Origin of the sequence: Psychrobacter sp. C 20.9 (assembly GCF_001921765.1) — a bacterium.
GTDB lineage: Bacteria > Pseudomonadota > Gammaproteobacteria > Pseudomonadales > Moraxellaceae > Psychrobacter > Psychrobacter piscatorii_B.
On the sequence record NZ_MRYC01000015.1, the window covers coordinates 25,276 to 44,335 of the forward strand.

Annotated in this window: 17 protein-coding genes and 1 tRNA gene; 9 read left to right on the forward strand and 9 right to left on the reverse strand. The window is 44.4% G+C overall.

Annotation, left to right across the window (positions count from 1 at the left end; all coding sequences use genetic code 11):
- The first annotated feature begins 303 nt into the window (after positions 1 to 303).
- From ychF to BTW00_RS10505, 4 genes are all read left to right on the forward strand, one after another.
- Positions 304 to 1,395: a redox-regulated ATPase YchF gene (gene ychF, locus BTW00_RS10490; protein ID WP_071001307.1), complete on the forward strand. Its 1,092-nt coding sequence runs from the start codon at positions 304 to 306 to the stop codon at positions 1,393 to 1,395.
- 185 nt (positions 1,396 to 1,580) lie between these two features.
- Complete coding sequence (locus BTW00_RS14110) at positions 1,581 to 2,063, forward strand: hypothetical protein (RefSeq protein WP_075107371.1); 483 nt, start codon at positions 1,581 to 1,583, stop codon at positions 2,061 to 2,063.
- A 78-nt stretch (positions 2,064 to 2,141) separates the two neighbouring features.
- Entirely contained in the window at positions 2,142 to 3,557 is a 1,416-nt protein-coding gene (locus BTW00_RS10500; RefSeq protein WP_075107372.1) for a deoxyguanosinetriphosphate triphosphohydrolase, read from the forward strand.
- Between the two features lie 108 nt (positions 3,558 to 3,665).
- Entirely contained in the window at positions 3,666 to 4,346 is a 681-nt protein-coding gene (locus tag BTW00_RS10505) for a TetR family transcriptional regulator (RefSeq protein WP_058023818.1), read from the forward strand.
- Positions 4,347 to 4,367: 21 nt separating this feature from the next.
- Here BTW00_RS10505 and gspK read toward each other — a convergent pair whose 3' ends face one another.
- From gspK to tsaA, 8 genes are all read right to left on the reverse strand, one after another.
- A complete protein-coding gene (gspK, locus tag BTW00_RS10510) occupies positions 4,368 to 5,414 on the reverse strand; it encodes a type II secretion system minor pseudopilin GspK (protein ID WP_075107373.1) in 1,047 nt (348 codons plus the stop codon).
- 48 nt (positions 5,415 to 5,462) lie between these two features.
- Positions 5,463 to 6,326: a type II secretion system minor pseudopilin GspJ gene (gspJ, locus tag BTW00_RS10515; protein ID WP_075107374.1), complete on the reverse strand. Its 864-nt coding sequence runs from the start codon at positions 6,324 to 6,326 to the stop codon at positions 5,463 to 5,465.
- A gap of 2 nt (positions 6,327 to 6,328) precedes the next feature.
- The gene (gene gspI, locus BTW00_RS10520) at positions 6,329 to 6,832 is read right to left on the reverse strand and encodes a type II secretion system minor pseudopilin GspI (protein ID WP_227517161.1); all 504 of its coding nucleotides are present in this window, start codon (positions 6,830 to 6,832) and stop codon (positions 6,329 to 6,331) included.
- On the reverse strand, positions 6,832 to 7,671 hold the full coding sequence (locus BTW00_RS10525; RefSeq protein WP_083603630.1) for a prepilin-type N-terminal cleavage/methylation domain-containing protein: 840 nt from the start codon (positions 7,669 to 7,671) through the stop codon (positions 6,832 to 6,834). Before BTW00_RS10525 ends, gspI begins: the two co-directional genes overlap by 1 nt.
- A 166-nt stretch (positions 7,672 to 7,837) precedes the next feature.
- The gene (locus BTW00_RS10530) at positions 7,838 to 8,521 is read right to left on the reverse strand and encodes a TetR/AcrR family transcriptional regulator (protein ID WP_058023814.1); all 684 of its coding nucleotides are present in this window, start codon (positions 8,519 to 8,521) and stop codon (positions 7,838 to 7,840) included.
- A gap of 234 nt (positions 8,522 to 8,755) precedes the next feature.
- The gene (locus tag BTW00_RS10535; RefSeq protein WP_075107375.1) at positions 8,756 to 9,544 is read right to left on the reverse strand and encodes a TatD family hydrolase; all 789 of its coding nucleotides are present in this window, start codon (positions 9,542 to 9,544) and stop codon (positions 8,756 to 8,758) included.
- A gap of 174 nt (positions 9,545 to 9,718) precedes the next feature.
- Positions 9,719 to 11,506, reverse strand: a complete 1,788-nt coding sequence (locus BTW00_RS10540) for a GspE/PulE family protein (RefSeq protein ID WP_075107376.1) — start codon at positions 11,504 to 11,506, stop codon at positions 9,719 to 9,721.
- Positions 11,507 to 11,564: 58 nt separating this feature from the next.
- Entirely contained in the window at positions 11,565 to 12,422 is an 858-nt protein-coding gene (tsaA, locus tag BTW00_RS10545) for a tRNA (N6-threonylcarbamoyladenosine(37)-N6)-methyltransferase TrmO (RefSeq protein ID WP_075107377.1), read from the reverse strand.
- 427 nt (positions 12,423 to 12,849) lie between these two features.
- On the opposite strand from tsaA, the gene BTW00_RS10550 reads away from it, so the two are divergent.
- Together BTW00_RS10550 and BTW00_RS10555 are read left to right on the forward strand one after the other, a co-directional pair.
- The gene (locus tag BTW00_RS10550) at positions 12,850 to 13,623 is read left to right on the forward strand and encodes a ferredoxin--NADP reductase (RefSeq protein ID WP_075107378.1); all 774 of its coding nucleotides are present in this window, start codon (positions 12,850 to 12,852) and stop codon (positions 13,621 to 13,623) included.
- A 132-nt stretch (positions 13,624 to 13,755) separates the two neighbouring features.
- Positions 13,756 to 13,842 (forward strand) — tRNA-Leu (locus BTW00_RS10555).
- A 75-nt stretch (positions 13,843 to 13,917) separates the two neighbouring features.
- Here BTW00_RS10555 and BTW00_RS10560 read toward each other — a convergent pair.
- Positions 13,918 to 14,163, reverse strand: a complete 246-nt coding sequence (locus tag BTW00_RS10560; RefSeq protein WP_058023809.1) for a hypothetical protein — start codon at positions 14,161 to 14,163, stop codon at positions 13,918 to 13,920.
- Positions 14,164 to 14,671: 508 nt separating this feature from the next.
- Between BTW00_RS10560 and dinB the strand changes: the two genes are divergently transcribed.
- From dinB to BTW00_RS10575, 3 genes are all read left to right on the forward strand, one after another.
- Complete coding sequence (gene dinB, locus BTW00_RS10565) at positions 14,672 to 15,757, forward strand: DNA polymerase IV (RefSeq protein ID WP_075107379.1); 1,086 nt, start codon at positions 14,672 to 14,674, stop codon at positions 15,755 to 15,757.
- A gap of 176 nt (positions 15,758 to 15,933) precedes the next feature.
- Positions 15,934 to 17,139, forward strand: a complete 1,206-nt coding sequence (queA, locus tag BTW00_RS10570) for a tRNA preQ1(34) S-adenosylmethionine ribosyltransferase-isomerase QueA (RefSeq protein WP_075107380.1) — start codon at positions 15,934 to 15,936, stop codon at positions 17,137 to 17,139.
- A 113-nt stretch (positions 17,140 to 17,252) separates the two neighbouring features.
- The gene (locus BTW00_RS10575; RefSeq protein ID WP_075107381.1) at positions 17,253 to 19,043 is read left to right on the forward strand and encodes a peptigoglycan-binding protein LysM; all 1,791 of its coding nucleotides are present in this window, start codon (positions 17,253 to 17,255) and stop codon (positions 19,041 to 19,043) included.
- The last annotated feature ends 17 nt before the right edge of the window (positions 19,044 to 19,060 follow it).

The window sequence follows — 19,060 nt, forward strand, 5'->3', positions numbered from 1 at the left end:
GAATACAACTTATCTAAATAAGAAGCAACCCATTGTATTCAATTTTCAGCGTTTAACCTATCTGACATATGCTAACCTTAGTAGAAACACACCTGCCACCGCTGAGTAAAAACCTTAGCATATACCGTAACAACCTCACCCCTATTCCGGTAAATTTGCTACAATGTGCCCAATTTTGATTTACTATTTGACTGATATTTCAAACAAGCTGAGCTTTAGATGAACTCAGTTTTATCCTGACTAAATATCAAGTCTTATATTAGCTCAGCACCAACTATTTTATTAATACATTGAGAGACTGTTATGGGTTTTAATTGCGGCATCGTCGGCCTACCAAACGTGGGTAAATCCACCTTGTTTAATGCGTTGACCAAAGCGGGTATCGCCGCTGAAAACTTTCCGTTTTGTACCAAAGATCCCAATACCGGTATCGTACCAGTACCAGATCCACGCCTAAAGAAATTGGCTGATATCGTTAATCCTGAGCGCGTATTGCCAACGACGATGGAGTTTGTAGACATCGCAGGTTTGGTGGCAGGCGCGTCAAAAGGCGAAGGCATGGGCAACCAGTTCCTCGCCAACATCCGCGAAACTGATGCGATTGCTCATGTCGTACGCTGTTTTGATGATGACAATGTGGTACACGTCGATGGTCGCGTCAGCCCGATCGATGATATCGAAACCATCAATACTGAGTTGGCATTGGCAGATTTAGAAGCGGTTGAACGCGCGATACTGAACTTGACCAAAAAAGCCAAAGGCGGTGACAAAGACGCTAGCGCCATGCTGGATGTGTTCAAAAAGATTGAGCCATTATTAGCAGAAGGCAAAGCGGCGCGCGCGGCCAATCTAGACGCTGATGAGAAAAAACTCATCCGCAGCTACGGCCTCATCACCCTAAAGCCAACCATGTATATTGCTAACGTTGCTGAAGATGGTTTTGAAAACAATCCATATCTCGACGCTGTTCGTGATTACGCGACTGGCGAAGAATCTATCGTCATTCCTCTATGCAACCAAATCGAAGCTGAAATTGCCCAGCTAGATGAAGAGGACAAAAAAGACTTTTTGGCTGAAATGGACATGGAAGAAGCCGGGCTTGATCAAGTGATTCGCGGTGGTTATGACTTACTTGATATGCAAACTTACTTCACCGCTGGTGTCAAAGAAGTACGTGCATGGACCGTTGCAATTGGCGCTACTGCCCCGCAAGCCGCTGGCGTGATTCACACGGACTTTGAGCGCGGCTTTATCCGTGCTGAAGTGATCGCTTATGATGATTTCATCGAATACAACGGTGAAAAAGGCGCTGCTGCCGCTGGTAAGTCACGTCTGGAAGGCAAAACTTACATCGTTCAAGATGGCGATGTCATGCATTTTAGATTTAACGTGTAGCTTTAGCTAGTCAATACTATCTGATAGCTAATCAGCCGATGTTGGATATTTTCCAGCATCGGCTTTATTTTATTATTCTTTTGTTATATTATAACATATCTTATTTTGCTTATTTGAGGGTTTATATTTTGACTAACGCTTTCTCTTTTTCCAAATTTGCAAGTGCTGCTATAGTAGGCAGTGTTATGACAGTTTCATTGTTAGGATGTCAGCCAAAAACAGACGGTGAGCCAGCAGCATCTGAAGATGTGACAACCGTAGACAATCATGCAGAGCACGATCATGAAGGACATGACCATGAAAGTCATAATGACATGGACGTTCACGAAGGACATGATCATGAGGGTCACGACCATTCTGAGCACGCTAGCAACAGCACACCATTCTCTTGTGAGCCTACTGCTACTATCGGCCTATACTATCATACCGATGCCACACCGCAGATCGCGCACCTACTTATTGACGGTATCGAATACGATTTGACAGCTGTCTCTGGTAGCGACGCCCTTACTGACAAAACCATATACACAAGTGATATTGGATTAGATGACACTCATGGCATTATATGGCAAGTGGATGGTGACAACGCAACCTTGCTAAACAAAACACTAAATAGTGATGTGCCTATCGACGAGGAAGAGGTAATTTTTGATTGTCATAAATCTTAATTGCCATGGCGCTTAGTGGCTGTACCAAGGGCGCTATTTTGTTATGCTAGAGGCTCCCTTGGTTTCGGATGTTCCAATATGCTAAGTACCCCAACCTCTTTGTCGTCTTCTACTGCGCAATGGTCTCATCTTCTCAACTCACAGCGTCTTGGCGCTGCCAAAAAATACGGCGCTAATACAAGTACTCGCTCACAGTTTCACAAAGACTATGACAGACTGGTATTCTCTCACTCGTTTAGGCAGTTGAATCAAAAAACCCAAGTTCATCCATTGACCAATCAGCTGGGTATCCATACTCGCCTGACCCATTCGCTTGAGGTCTCCTCTATTGGACGCTCTTTAGGGATGATGACCGCAGAAAAGCTCCATGATAAGCTAGGCAATGGTTTACTAGCAGGAGTCTCGCCATCTGATATTGGCGTAATTGTACAAGCAGCCTGCCTCGCTCACGATATTGGTAATCCGCCGTTTGGTCATGCTGGAGAGTACGCCATTCGTGACTGGTTTCGGCAGCCTGATCCTCAAGCGATTTTGCAAAAATTAAGCAGCAACGAGCGACTGGACTTACTGGCCTACGAAGGCAATGCACAAGGGTTTCGGTTACTGGTGCGCAATGAGCACCATCCCGATAAAGGCGGTATGCGTCTTACCTGCGCAACGCTAGGCGCTTTTATGAAATATCCTTGGCTTGCCACTCACAGCAATGATGCAGATGACAACGCCCATAATGTACAGAAATTCGGCTGCTTTTATAGCGAGACCTCTCAGTTAGAGGAGCTGGCAGCATGTTTGCATTTGCCGCGCTCAACACATCACGATGGCTTTGCACGCCATCCATTGGCGTATCTGTTAGAAGCGGCAGATGATATCTGCTATGCGCTGATAGATTTAGAAGATGGTATTAATCTGAATATGCTAACCTATAGCGAGGTTGCCACGATTTTTTATGAGCTGATTGGCGAGCGTCCTGATAGCGTCAGCCTGCCTGTGCATATGTCAGTCAGGCAGAGTCTGGCCTCTTTGCGATCACGCGCCATGATGCGCTTGGTCAATACGATCACCGATGCTTTTGTGGCCAATAGTGAAGACTTGCTGGCAGGTACGCTCCAAGGCAGCTTGTTTGCCCATTGCGACACCAGTGTGCAAAACGGTATCTTGCAGGCCAAGCAATTGGCCCGCGAAAAAATATTTAATCATCCAAACAAGGTAAGAATGGAGCTAATGGCCAATCAATGCTTGCATCGTCTAATGGATGCCTTTGTACCACTGGCTTGGACGGGCACTGAGGCAGTAGAAGCTGCTGCATCTATGTCGTTTGAGCAACAGAGTCTACTAAGATTACTACAGCCACACTTAGATGAGCATCGCCGCGCATTATCAGACAATGTTTATCACAATATATTGAATATTTTAGATTTTATAACAGGCATGAATGACCACGAAGCCTATCGATTGGCGCAAGAATTGCAAGGTCACTGGGGTACGGTGGTTTAAAAGATTAATTAGTGCAGGTTTAGTAAATTAGCACGAATTGTGCATTTTGGTCGTATTTGTGCGCTGAAATGAGTATGATAAACCTCTATCGGATAATTTTGAAATATTATGAGCAGTCGCGAACAAAAAAAACTTCAAACTCGGCACGCTTTTTTTAATGCCGTACTCGATCTATGTATGACAGGGCAGTCTTTTAGCTCTATTAGTCTTAGACAAGTCACGCGTGAGGTTGGCGTTGTGCCGACTGCGTTTTATCGCCATTTTGATGATATGGAGTCGCTCGGTCGCGCCTTGGTCATCGAAGAGTTGGGTGGTACGCTCGCCACACTCAGCGATAGCCTACAAATTGGACGCAAGCGTAGCTTTGATCGTCAGATAGCCAAAAGCATTCAGTTGTTCTTATATATGGTCAGCGATCAGCCTTACTACTGGCAGTTTTTGGTCAGTGAGCGCTACGGTGGCTCAGAATCTGTGCGAAAAGCCATCAATGAACTGGTTAAAAAACATGCCCAAAGCTTGGCAGATGATCTGGCATTACAGCCAGCATTTACCCATATCAATGATTACGACCGTCGTCTATTGGCTGAGGCTGGCGTAAATATGTTCTTTTCTTGGATTATCGACTGGTTAGAATTGACCTACACTGAAGATCACGATGACGAAATCGATCTAAATGTCATCGAAGAAAATAAACAGTTGATGCTACATAACTGCACTCGCCAAGCGCAGATGTTGTTTTATGGGGCTTATAACTGGAAATCTAGTGAAGAGACCCGCTTGAGAGATTAATAAAAAGCGCACTACCATTCATCAAAAGCTAGGACGAAACGCCCATAGTCGCTGCGTGACTACTTTGACTTCCTTGGGCTTTTCGCTAGTGATATCGCTGCTGCTACCACTAGTGTCATTTGTGGCTTGACTGTCGTTCGCTGCGTTTTTACCAATCAAGACAGTGGCAAAGCGCTGTCTTGCCTGACCAACAGTTGCATTATCACTCGCGGTAATAAGCGCCATAAAGGCTTGGCTATCAACTGCCAACAAAGGCGTCAATGCTGCCCGCTGCTTTTCATCTAAGCCACTCAAAATTGGCAGTTGCCATAGCTCATCGATAGATGTGAGCACTTGCTTACTGCGCGTGTCGACTATCCCTTGCATCTGCTGACTGGTGGCACCATCGATCAGTGCGGCAAGCAATGCGGGGCTCGCAGTATTAATATTGATAGGTAAGTAATAAGGAACCGCCGTCAGATAAGGTCGTAGTGTCGCTAACACCTCTGCACTCACCCCTCGAACCTCTTGTAACTGATCAACGCTAACAAAAGGCTGGTTTGGTAGTGCGCTATCTACTGAACTGTTTCGCTGCTGAGAATATACCGCACTTTCATCACCGCCATCTAGATAGACTTCACTGTCCGTATCTTGCCAATCGAGGACGGCAATAGCAATATCTGGTTCTAAATTCAACTGTGTTAAGAGACGTTGGAACACTTCTAGCGCAGCAGTATCAACCGTGCCACCTTGATATAAGTTATTGATATTAAAACGACCCGCCTCATCACGCAGCTCGATGCTGATACTATGATTCGCTAATGTGTACGGCGGTATCGGCTGTGCCCAGATATCTTGGTCACTATCGGTGTCGTTAAGCTTGCTATCAGCACGAATCATCGTCACTGCCAGCTGCTGACCGGCATCGATGTCTTGCAATAGCTGATTTTGATCAAACAATAATCCGCTGCGCCTAATCGCAACTTTTTGGCTAGCAAGCATCGCGCCTGCAACCACAGTGATACTCACCACCAATAGTAAGATAGTAAGCAGCGCCACACCGCGCTGAGAGTTTGCGTTCATTGTCATAGAGAGCTTATGTTGCTGAGCAAGTGATGCATGTTAAATACTACCTTCTCAATTACTGTTTCCCACACTGCTATTATCTGTATTACTACCGCTATTACTGTTGTTACTATTACTGTTGTTACTATTACTACCATTATTATTGTCGCTGCTATTATCATTATTACTATCGTTGCTATTAGCAGCCTTTGCGCTACTACGGGGTATTGGTTGTGGCGCTAGGGCCCACTGCCAAGTAATAGGCATGTCTTGATAAGTAAAGTTGACGGCAATTCCTTTCGGTAGCAAAACAACATCGGGCTTAGCACCCGCTGCTTGCCCCAATGCTATATTTGTATTGCTACTATTATTGACGTCATCGCTTGGAAATTTGGTGCTAAGCTCTGGCAAATAGGCTTGCCAACGCCCAGCAGTAACACCTTCTAATAATACACTGTCTAAACTGACGCTATCGCGCCCATCTTCAATACTGGTATATTGACGACGTATCAGGCGCTCATCTGCAAAAATATATTCAATATGCTGGAGACTAGTGCTGCTTTGATAACGTGGATCAGGATCAGCAAAGCGTACAAAGCTGACATGCGCACCATCTACCCTCATAAAAGGCTCAGGTGCTATCTCATTTTTTTGCTCGCCTGCTTGGTTACTATTACTTGTACTGTCGTTTGTACTGTTAGTTGGCGTACTATTATTTTGAGTATTAAGCGCTTGATAAGGAATCACTTGTGCCATGTCTTGCTGTAGTTGTAGATAGGCATACTGTAGTACGGCCAAATTATCAGCATGGAACTGCGCGCGTGCGCGCGTGCGGTTGACACTGTCAAATACTTGCCAGCCTGCGACTGCCAACATGGCAAATATCGCCATAGCAACCATCAGCTCAAGCAGCGTAAACCCGCGCTGTAGTTTCATACTCACAAGCCGCCCCCTGCTTGTCCGATACTACTTTCACTACTTAAATCTAAACTGCCCGTATCTTGGTCGGCATTGCTTAGCATGACACTAATATCAGTGACCGACGTGCCTGCCTGTCCGTCTATGATAGGCGCCACTGCGATATTTACTTGTTTTAGTGCAGGTGTGATGGCATCACCGACAGTCATGACTATTTGCCAGTCACGCCCTTGAGCATTAATCGTTTGGGTACGGTTGGCGGTCAACCATGTGTCTTGAATACGTAAATCAGCAGCGGCATTTTGTGCGACAAAATGAGCAAGCGTGCGGGTGCGCAATATATCAACCGATTTCAAATACGCACTGCTAGCACGGCTCGCCGCGACGGCCACTACTGCCAGAATGGCTAAGGCAACCATTACCTCAATCAAGGTAAAACCACTCTCGCGCCCAGACTTAAGTGATATAGATTTGAGAGACGTAGGCTGAGCCTTCGTCGCAGAATATTTGGACAACTTATTCACTATAATCCCTGCCCTATCATCATACTACCATCGGGCATTATCGTAATCACCTCACCCACCAGACGCGAATCGTGAATTACTTCGATGGTGACAGGCGTCGCTTGGCCCGTACCAAACCATAGTACCTGCGGCACGCTTTGATCACTAAACCAAGGCTGTAGCGTTTGCGTCCGTCCTGTACTCGTTGAATTACTAGCATCCAAGCTCTGCACTCTGATACTCACGCCAGCGGGCAGCTCAGGCAGGCTAACCTCTGATTCAATCTCCCAGCTCGGTGTTGGCTGAGTCTCTCCAGTAGAGTCTGACAGACTGCTCAAATCAGCAGACAGCTCCATTGCGTTCTTTGGCTGGCTGTCCCTGTTACCTACTGAAATATCAGCCGTTTGATAGGCTATATAAGGATTCGATAAGGTAACGATTACAGGCGCTACCTGTCCCTGCTTATCTGCCTGCAAACGTAAGCCCATCGGCTGCATACGCTCAGCTGATAGCAAACGGACGTAGCTCAGTGAATCAGTGAGGTGTTCATAAAAGGCGCGGTTTTTGCGAGAGTCACTACTGCCGACAGACAGACTCATCATGCCGGCAAATATAGATAGAATCACCACCACTACCACGATTTCAACCAGCGTAAAACCACTTTGCTTATGACTGCTTATTGATGAGGTATATTGTGAGGGACATGCATTACTTGATAGAGAGAGACAACTACAATCAGACGATGTAGCTAAAATACCAAAGCGATTTGGACAAGGTGTTTGACCGACTGGCGTTTGACCAACGATGGCTAAAGGGCAATTGGCCGCTGAGCTGGACTGAGTCTTGACAGTGACCGGCATATTGCACCTATAAGCCTGTAATTCAGTTTTGTATATAGGGTGATAACGTTCATTTTTATGAACGCTAAGAAAGATACATTGAAAGATACATTTTGACGTGCTGCCATATCAGGTATGACAACACGTAACACTAAATAATCAATGACATCGAAAATCAGTCGACATCCTAATAATTGGTATTGCGATGCTCTTCTGATTCTGTATCGATTTGCTCGACCAACTCTTGCATATCCTCATCCATCACCTCTTCATCTTCGGCAGGATAATGACTCGGCAATTCTAGCATTTGCTGAACAAAGGCGTAGCGCAAGGTGTCACGTCGACCCAAATAACGCTGATAAAAGCTTGAGTTTAGTAGACCCGCACCGCCTTGACCCATCGCCCAAATAGAAGATAAATAATCGCGAGTACTCAGACTACTATGCTCGTCTTTCAGATAAGCACTGATAATATCAATCAAGCGCTTCATACGCTGGCGACGAATATCATACAACTCGCCAAATAAGCGATTCAGACCAGTGACCGATGCTGCCAGACGCTCTTCGATTTGATTCAATAGCATGGCTTTTTGCGGATTGAATAGCTGCTGAAAAATCATACGAGCAACGCCTGCCGAGGGACAGTCATCAATACGGTTGATATCGAATAGCTGCTCTTCATAACGAATAATAATACGCAAATAAAGCTCATCTTTACTAGAAAAATGCTTATAAAGTGTGCCTTTGGCCAAGTCGAGCTGATCGGCCAAACTGTCCAAAGTAATATCACCATCGCCTGACTCAAGTAGCAATTGCTCTGCCATCGCTAAGATATTTTCTTCTCGTGCCTTAAACTGATGCTGACGACTCATAATCTCTCCTAAAACATGACAAGATTAAGCATACAACCATCATTTACGGCAGTACATCGGCAATGAAAGTATGAGACTGTACCAAGACTGCTCGAGGACCACAAAAGGGAATATGCTTATGTTTGCTAAATAGTCATTGATAATCAGGTGGCTATATTTAGTGTGATACATACCTAAGGGGATTGAACCACAAGACTATCAAATAAATGACTGAGTGGTCATAGCATAACCATTTTAATGATACTGTGCCAGTAAATTTTCAAAGTTTTTTGCCGTCAGCGCACCGACTTCCTCGCTACTACATCCATACATGTCTGCGATACAGTTTGCCACGTAGGGAACATATGCAGGCTCGTTTGGTCTGCCGCGTTTGGGGACTGGCGCCAAGTATGGACTGTCAGTTTCAATGAGTATTCTGTCTCTAGGCATTTTTTGAGCTGCATCTTTGATGTCTTGCGCACTCTTGAAACTCACGATACCTGAGAATGAGATATAAAACCCTAGATCTAGCGCACGCTTCGCTGTCTCCCAATCTTCAGTAAAACAATGAATGATGCCATGCTCCGCACCTTCACTTTTTAGAATATCAATCGTGTCTTCTTTGGCATCACGCATATGGATGACGAGTGGCTTTTTTAGTTGCTGACTGGCATGAATATGACGCGCAAGGCTGGCTTGCTGCTCTTTTTTGTTTTCTGTTGACCAGTAATAATCGAGTCCTGTCTCTCCAATTGCCCACACATGATCCGCTTTGGCCGTTTCTATCAGACGCTCGACTGTCGCTGATTGTAATATACCAATGTCTTCACAAGGATGAATACCGACGCTCATCCCTAGGTTTAAAGTCTCATCATTATAAGTGCTGACAATATCAGCAATCTCATCATATTCAGCAAAATCACACATGATCGCCATCGCGCGAGTGACATTAGCCGTTTTCATGGCGTCAATCGCGCCGGACAACTGGCCATCATATTTGGTTAGATCTAAGCGGTTGAGGTGGCAATGTGTATCTGTAAACATAAATAATCTCGTTATTGGAACAATATCAGTAAAAGTTATTGAAATTTAACATTCGTTAGTGTGTTGATTGCTCTAAAGACTTATATTTTCAAGTCGAGAAAATATCGCTATAGTCAAACACAGCAATATTTAGGTGTGTCTATTGTTGATAATCTGGTTTGTAAATGCCTCATACTAATGTAGCGGCACCACACGCATCACCTCTTCTATCGTTGTCACCCCTTCGCTCACGCGTTTTGCACCAGAGACACGTAAGGGTTGCACCCCTTCGCGGTATGCCTGCTGCTTAAGTACGTCTAAATTGGCATCGGCGGCGACCAATTTTTTTAACTCATTGGATAAAGGCATAATCTCGTAGAGCCCGACTCGTCCTTGATAGCCAGTATGTCGACAGTGCTCGCAGCCTTGCGCGGTATAAATCTGTGTGGGTACTGGCGCGCGCCAAGGTTGTACCAACTCTTGCCACTGAATGGCTATTTCGCTGTCCGGCGTCACCTCTACTGCTTTTTTGCAGTGCGGACATAGCGTCCGTAACAGGCGCTGTGCCATGACCCCTAATATAGTCGCTGAGGTCAAAAAAGGCTGAATGCCCAGATCGTGCAAGCGCGTAATAGAACTTGGTGCGTCATTGGTATGCAAGGTCGAGAGTACCAAATGCCCCGTCAGTGAGGCTTGTACTGCCATATTTGCTGTTTCTGCATCCCGAATCTCCCCAACCATAATGATGTCAGGATCTTGACGCATCAGGGAGCGAATACCATCCGCAAAGTACAAATCGACACCTGGATTGACCTGCATTTGGTTAAAGGCAGGCTCGATCATCTCAATGGGGTCTTCAATCGTACAGACATTCACCTGCTCAGTGGCTAGCTGCTTGAGCGTGCTATAAAGGGTGGTGGTTTTACCTGATCCGGTTGGGCCCGTGACCAAAATAATGCCGTTGGGATTTGCGGTCAGCTCATGCCATGTCTCAAGCTGCTTACCCGACAGACCAAGCTGAGCAAACGAGCGCACGAGCACTTCAGGGTCAAAAACCCGCATGACCAGCTTTTCTCCAAAAGCGGTGGGCATGGTAGAGAGACGTAGCTCAGTCTCTAGCCCTTTCGGCGTACGCGTTTTTAGTCGACCATCTTGCGGCTTACGTTTTTCTGCAACGTTCAATCGTCCTAAAATTTTGATACGTGCCGTCACCGCCACGATAATCGCGAGTGGCATCTCGTACACAGTATGCAGCACACCATCAATACGAAAACGCACTTTTCCCGTCTCACGGCGCGGCTCTAAATGGATATCACTGGCACGCTGCTCAAAAGCATATTGTAAGAGCCAATCAACAACTCTGACAATATGCTGGTCATTGGCATCAGGGTTGGTATTATCGCCCAGTTGCAGCAATGCTTCGACATTAGTAACATCAGCCGCGGCACGTTTGTGAACACTATTCGCCCCAGCTATGGCTTGCGTGACTTGATAGAACTCTTGGCGGTAGCGATTGATTTGCTCAGGATTAATATAAACCGTGCGATAGCTTTTTGACTTGATTAGCTTTTCGATATTTGAGTGCCAATCGGTATAAAAAGGCTGATCTGTCCCGATAACCACTTCATCTAAAGTGACCTCAATGGGCAAAATATACTGTGAGCGTGCATATTCAAAAGACATCAGCTGCGTCACTGCCGGGACGTCAACTTTTAATGGATCGATACGAACGAGTGGCATGTCTGCTTTGGCCGCTAGCCACTGATTTAGCCATGCCAGCGTCAACTTATTGTCAGAGTTACTATCGAGGGCATGGCCATTGGGCAAGCCAAACTCACTAATCGTCAGCAATGGATGCTGCGCTTTGTTTCGGCGGCTGGTGATTACCAAATTATAGCCACGTTGATCGATGACTTTATCTGCCAATAATTCATCTAGGCACCAGCGTAAATCAATCACTATCGAATAATTCTGAGCAGCCATATTTTTCTTCTTTTATTGTTTGGGGTACGTTGACAAACATGCTATCGATTCATATCACTTATATTGCCACTACCGCTGTTATTTGCAACTGTCCTGAGTCTATCAGCCAAAAGCTCACATCAACAGACTTATAGCGCATGATAAATGAGGTTTCTTTCTCTCTGCGGCGGTATGCAGGCCTTGGATCTTGCGCAATTAGCGCTTTGATAGCATCGATATCAGAGATTAGCAATTGACTTTGTATGTGCTCGACCATCGAAGCAACTGTAGCACTTTTCGGTACACTCTTTATAGAGCTATGGCTTGCATCATTATTACTGATTTCAGCAGGCTCTCCTACGCTTGCTAGCAGCATAAATTGTTCGTAAGCCGCCTCTGTCATCACCACATCTAACAATACTGGAGCAATTGGCGCAAATCCACTTTTTGCATCCAGAAGCACGTCGCTATAAGCTACGTACGGCTTTATATCGATAATTGGCGTGCCATCTATCATATCAGCACCCTTGATGATAAGTAGCACACGGCCTTGTACTATCTCAATACGCTCAAGTTTGACAACGGACAGTCCTAGCTCTGATGGACGATACATACTGCGACTGGCAAATACGCCAATCTTTTGATTACCGCCCAATCTTGGTGGCCGCACTTGCGCCCGGAAGCTACTATTGGCTTGATTATTGTCTTTATCTCGATAATTATGATGAAACTGCCAGCTGACCCATATATGGCTAAAGTCTTCTAAACCCTCAAACGCCGCCGGTGTATCGTAGGGCGCTAGCATTTCAATCACGCTGGTCAATGCGACCAAATTTGGCTGCCTCGGCGCCCCAAATTTTTGTGAAAGCGGCGCACGATGGTAGCCAATGATTGGGGCGTGGTGAGAGTTATCTAAAGACATATTGTCATCAGACATAGCGCGGCTCCAGTAATAAAAAACGGTTCTTTTTAGACAATTTGGCCAAATGATACAAAATTACTCACTAACGATATTCCATTTTATCATGCTGGTGGGTAGCAGCTAGACGGATTTTTACTTTAAAGTTTGATATCATGTGCAAGAAATTTTTTGATGAGAGTCTTTTACATTTGGCTTATTTGTAACTCCTCTTATCAATACTGATGATTTAACATGCAAGAAAAATAGTCTACAGCCCTATCGGCTGATAGATAAACCTGATTATTGAATTTTACGGTAGGTACGTTTTAACATTCAGCTTTTTCGATAACTATTAGAATACTGATAGGTTTTTATATTTTTTAATCTATCATTGAAAATTTTGATTTAATACGTATTTAAGCCTAACGACAGCGATAACCACTTATTAATTAACGAGGACTTTATGTCAAAACTTCGCACCGAAACGGTCACAGAGGTTCATCATTGGAATGACTCTCTATTTAGTATCAAAACCACTCGTGACGATGGCCTACGCTTTCGTAATGGCGAATTTGCGATGATTGGTCTTGTTGTCGATGGTAGGCCACTGTTGCGTGCCTATTCGATTGCCAGCCCTAACTACGAAGAGCATTTAGAGTTTTTCTCCATCAAAGTTCAAGACGGCCCTTTAACCTCACGTTTGCAGCATATCAAAGTCGGCGATGAGCTATTGGTCAGCAAAAAACCAACAGGTACGTTGGTATTAGATGATTTATTACCTGGCAAACATTTATACATGCTCTCAACAGGTACCGGACTTGCCCCTTTCTTGGCATTGGCACGTGACCCTGAAGTATATGAGCGTTTTGACAAAGTTATTTTGGTTCATGGTGTCCGCCACGTTGATGATTTGGCTTACCGCGATATGTTCGAAAATGAGCTGCCTAATGATGAAATCTTTGGTGAATGGTTCCGCGAAAAGTTCATCTACTACCCGACTGTCACTCGTGAAGAATTTAGAAACCAAGGCCGAGTCACAGACTTGATGAAGTCTGGCAAATTATTCGAAGATATCGGTTTACCACCGATGAATAAAGACGACGATCGTGTCATGATTTGCGGTAGCATGCCGTTTAATGCTGAAGTTTCAGCCATTTTGGATGACTTTGGACTAACCGTTTCACCGCGTATGGGTGTACAAGCAGACTACGCGGTTGAGCGTGCTTTTGTAGGATAGAATATTTTTTTGAATTAATCTTAAATAATTCTTGACGATCAAAAATAGGCTGCTATAATACGCAGCCTATACAGAGTTAACCCTGTAACCCAATTCGATAATATTTATTTAATAGACATTATCTTCTAACATGCCAGTGTGATGGAATTGGTAGACATGACGGATTCAAAATCCGTTGCCTTTAAAAGCGTGTCGGTTCGAGTCCGACCACTGGTACCATATAGTAGTACAATCTAACCTCCCTTTTCGGAGGTTTTTTTGTGTCTGTTACTTTTATATCTGTGAATTCTTTGTTTACATCGCTACTTCAGATTCTCTAACAACACTTATCTTAATCGGTACGGCATAGCTCCATGGCATGCCAGCACTGCAATAAAAAGACCCATTACGAAACGACACAATATACGCGGTAAAGTCATTACCACAATGATCCATCATAGCTTGCTCGTCGCTGTCATCGCAAACTGCACACCATATTCGTTTTTCGCCGCGTGCTAGCATTGCCCGTGTTAAATCACTCCCTTTCAATTCGTTATTCATTTTCTGCTCCTTGGTCGTTCTGAACTCTCTAGCAACGATATTTTTTTAAAGAGCTAATCTACCAGTACTCAATTCACAAGTTTGGTATGAGCGCTACAAACAACGTCTTTTTACAGTACTAAAAATATATGAGGCGTTAACTACTCTTGTTACCGTGCCTATTACTGTGAATACTTATAGTTTAAAACTTTAATCTGCCAACTATAATAGATGTCCATCAAATTTACGATGAATGGCAGCTCTATTAAGATAGACGGTTTATTAAAATAAAATAACTTAACAAACCCCTTAATAAAAGATGCTGATAGAAAACAACTGTTCGCTAACATTAGCATAAGGTTTATAAAGTTGTCTTGTTTGCTGTACATAATATTACACTACATTTAATTACCGATATATATCAATAGTTAAATATTATTGCGGTTTAGTCAAAAATTTACGGAAAAGCTACTTTGGTCTCTAACAATTGATAATAGAAAAAGCCATTAATTCAGGTAAAATATTGAATATGACAGACTCTATTCAATTGAACTCCCGTAAAATCATTCATATCGATATGGATGCTTTTTATGCCAGTGTGGAGCAGCGTGATTTTCCTGAACTACGTGGTAAGCCATTGGTGGTTGGTGGCGATCCTAATGGTCGAGGTGTGGTTGCCGCTGCCAGTTATGAGGTGCGTCAATTCGGTGTACGCTCTGCAATGTCATGCTATGAAGCTCGCAAACGTTGCCCAGAAGTGATATTTGTAAGACCGCGTTTCGAGGTTTATCGAGCGGTCAGTAGTGATATTCGCCGCATTATGCATAGTTTAACGCCCCATGTGGAGCCGCTATCATTAGATGAAGCGTATCTTGATGTTACAGGGTTATCTGTACACAAAGGCTCAGCGACATTGATGGCCAATTGGTTACGTGCGCAGATATTGGAATATACAGGATTGACTGCGTCTGCTGGCGTGTCATTTAATAAAATGCTCGCCAAGATTGCCTCTGACATCAATAAGCCTAACGGTACAGCCATCATTACGCCAAAAGAGGCAGATCACTTTATTAGCACGCTACCCATTGAGCGGTTTCATGGCATAGGCAAAGCAACGGCAAAGCGCTTACATGCGATGGGTGTGAGTAATGGCGCTGATCTTCGGCGCACACCAGCTGCCGTATTGGTACAAGAATTTGGTAAACGTGGTCAGTTTTATCATGATATTGCTCATGGCCGCGATGCGCGCCCTGTAAAGTCTGAACGCACGCACAAGTCTGTTGGTTCAGAGACCACATTCAAAGATAATCTAAATGATGATGACGCGCTACTCACCCAAATATATGAGCAAAACGCCGATGCCTTTAATCAAATGCACCAAAAGCAGTTAGTCGCTCATACCATTACTCTAAAAATCAAATATTCAGACTTTACTCAAATCACTCGCTCACACACGCTTTCTACGACGTTTGATAGCGCTGAGTCTGCACATTATTGGCTAGATAAGCTATTCTTGGATATTCCACGCCAGCTGCCTATTCGGCTAGTTGGTGTGACTTTTTCTTCGTTAGCACCTGCCGCTCAGTTACTGCCTCAACTAAATCTATTTGAGTAAATTAGTCTACAACTGATAAAACTTCTTTGTAAGTTGACATAGCCTATAATATTTACTTAGGCTATTTATAGGTTTGAAGCATATCTTATACATGATTACTGCTGAGCAAAGTATCCTCTCACAAAGGTATTTCTGCTACAATTATGCCAAAATCCCTATCCATTTAAAGACTGATTATGACCGACTCTCACATTGACTCTGCTGATACTGACGCGCCAACTGATACCGCCAAAAACAACGACGTCTTAGATTATCTGAGCGTTGAAGATTATGACTATGAGCTGCCAGATAGTCTGATTGCACGCTACCCATTAGCGCAGCGCTCTGCTTCAAAACTTTTATACTTGCCAGCCAACAGTCAGTCCACTACCACTAATATTGTAGAAGATCGTTTGTTTTCTGAGTTGCCTCACTTATTAGAGGCTGGAGATCTGATTGTCTTTAATGATACCAAGGTGATGAAAGCACGCTTATTTGGTCAAAAGGATACTGGCGGTAAACTTGAAGTACTGATTGAACGCCTAGTTGGTATTTCGGACTTGGATGAAGTGCCACTGCATCTAAAAGACACCAATGATGAAGCAGTTAATCAAGAGCATATTGCCCTTTGCCACATAAAAGCCAGCAAAGCGCTCAAGCTTGGTCAACGCTTACAACTTGCCGATGGTCATATGAGCGCTACGATGATTGGTCGCCAAGACAACTTATTCATTTTGGCGTTTGATGCGCCGATATTGCCGCATCTAGAGCTTTATGGTGAACTGCCTATCCCGCCCTACTTTGAGCGCCATGCTGATGACAATGACAACACTCGTTATCAAACCGTTTTTCATGATCCTGCCAAGCTCGCCAGCGTGGCTGCACCAACGGCAAGCTTACACTTCGATGAATCCGTACTGAGCAAGCTTGACGAGAAAGGTATCAACACCGCTTTTGTTACATTGCACGTTGGGGCGGGTACTTTTGCTCCCGTCAAAACAGATAACCTGCTCAATCACACCATGCATAGTGAATACGCACATTTGCCGCAGACCACGGCAGACCTCATCAATCAAACGCACGCGAATGGTAAAAAGGTTATTGCGATTGGTACCACAGTGACGCGTGTTCTCGAAACGGCTTATCAAAAAACTGCCATTGACGGTCAGGCACTCTCTAGTTGGTCAGGCGATACAGATATATTTATTTATCCTGGGTTCAAATTCGGCGTTATCGATCGGTTATTGACCAATTTCCACTTACCTAAATCGACACTACTAATGCTAGTATCAGCATTCTCAGGTAAGGCATCTATTGAACACGCCTATCAACATGCTATCGAAAAACAGTATCGATTCTTTAGTTATGGCGATGCCATGTTACTAGATAAAAAAGCTCACTGAACACTGTATAAACATTTTATGCATCGGACACAACAGTTGTGAAATAAACTGGTAAACTAAACGGTATTTTGTTATAACAGCAAAGACAACTTATTTATACTAAAGGGCTGCTCATGTCTTGTCATCTATCTCGTCGCTTGACTACTGTACATCGCGCGGTATCGATGGCACTATTTTGTTCTGTAGGCTGCGCCGTGTTAGTGCCGAGCGTACAAGCAGCAACCATTGGTAAGACGGTAGTCACTTCGGCCCAGCATGAGCCTTTAGTAGCGAGCATCGTCGTCAGTAATATTCGCGCAGCTGACTTTTCTGCCAGTTTGGCAAACTCGACCATTTACCAGCAAATGGGGTTGACCCCGACTGACTCTATGACAGTGCGTTTTCAGCCCACCTCAGCGACCAGCGGTCAAGTTTTTATTACCACATCACAGCCAGTATCTAAGCCTTTTGCTGATGTCGTTTTAGCGATTAATGATAATGGTCGGCAAAATATGGTACCAAAAACGCTACTGATGCCATTAAAAGATAGTGTACCTATCAATACTGGTAAGAATATCGCCACAGGTGCCAAGAAGCCAAATTTGCCTAGCGTTTCTGCAAGTAATGCCATGCCTTTGACGGTTAGAAAAGGCGCGCCGCCGCCACTGATGTCGGCCCCTGCTATATCCTCGCCCAAGTTATCAAAACCAAGCAAACCAGCGACTGAATTGTTGGCTTCTACATCACCAGCACCTAATATTCAGGCGCCAACAGTGACGGCTACCTCACAGGTCAACAGTCTTACTTATACACCTAGCCGTCTCAATAATGGTCGCTTAAACAACAATGCTGACATAAAAAATAATACCGGTCATTCAACTGCTATTGGTAACAGCCAAAGCTCGGTGAACACTTCGGATAACCGTGCATTAAGTGTAGCAAGTAGTAGTAGCGGTACCATGACACCTGATGATAAAGGCGGTACTGAGGCGCGCACTCATAACAACGTAGTTGCGGCGGATAAGCCAAGTACTGACAAGCAGCTTGATATCCTAAACATACAAGTGACGCGCCAAATACAACCAAGCAGTAAAGCAGACTCTGACCTCATGGCAAGCTCACCTGTCAAAGCAACAACCACTAAAGCGAGAGATAACTCAAAAAGTGCAATCGACTCAGACAATCGTGTTATCGCCGCAGCTCAAGGCAGCAATATACCTGCTAATATAGCATCACCTGTACCATCCAAAACTATGAATAATCCAAGTACAGCTAGCAATAAAGTAACGAGGAATGCGACCACTCAATATCAGGTGCAACGCAATGATAGTTTGTGGATGATCGCGGAGCAGATAGCGCGCGAGAATAATCTCGATACGCCAACAGTAATGAAACAGATTCAGTCACAGAATCCTGATGCTTTTATCAACAAAGATGCTGATCAGTTAAAAGCTGATGCTAAGCTTCGCCTACCCAGCTACGATGTCATCCCTTCACAGCAACATTTAGAGGATGCCATTAATGCCCAAAGACAATACAGTCGTAGAGCAAATACGCCTGTGGTAAAAAAGTCAGCGCAAACAGCACTCAAAAAGTCGTCTGAGACAGTACAGGCGGCCAGCGTACCTAAGAAACCGACTACCACTAAAACACAGAAACTGCCACAAGCACAGTTTTCTGTCCTTGCCCCTGGTCATGATGGTAATGCAGATGGCACTCAGGCCAAATCAGCTGCAGATAAAGGCAATGGTCTAAGCACCGATATATTAGCAGCGCTAAAAGCATCAAGACAAGAGACTGCCTCACAAGCTCAGCGCTTGTCAAAAACCAGCAGCGCGCTGGACAACTATACGAAAAAGCTTCAATTACAAAATCAAAAACTGGCTGAGCTACAAGCTCGTCTCAAAAAACTACGCAATCAATAATTGCCTAACGGATCAAC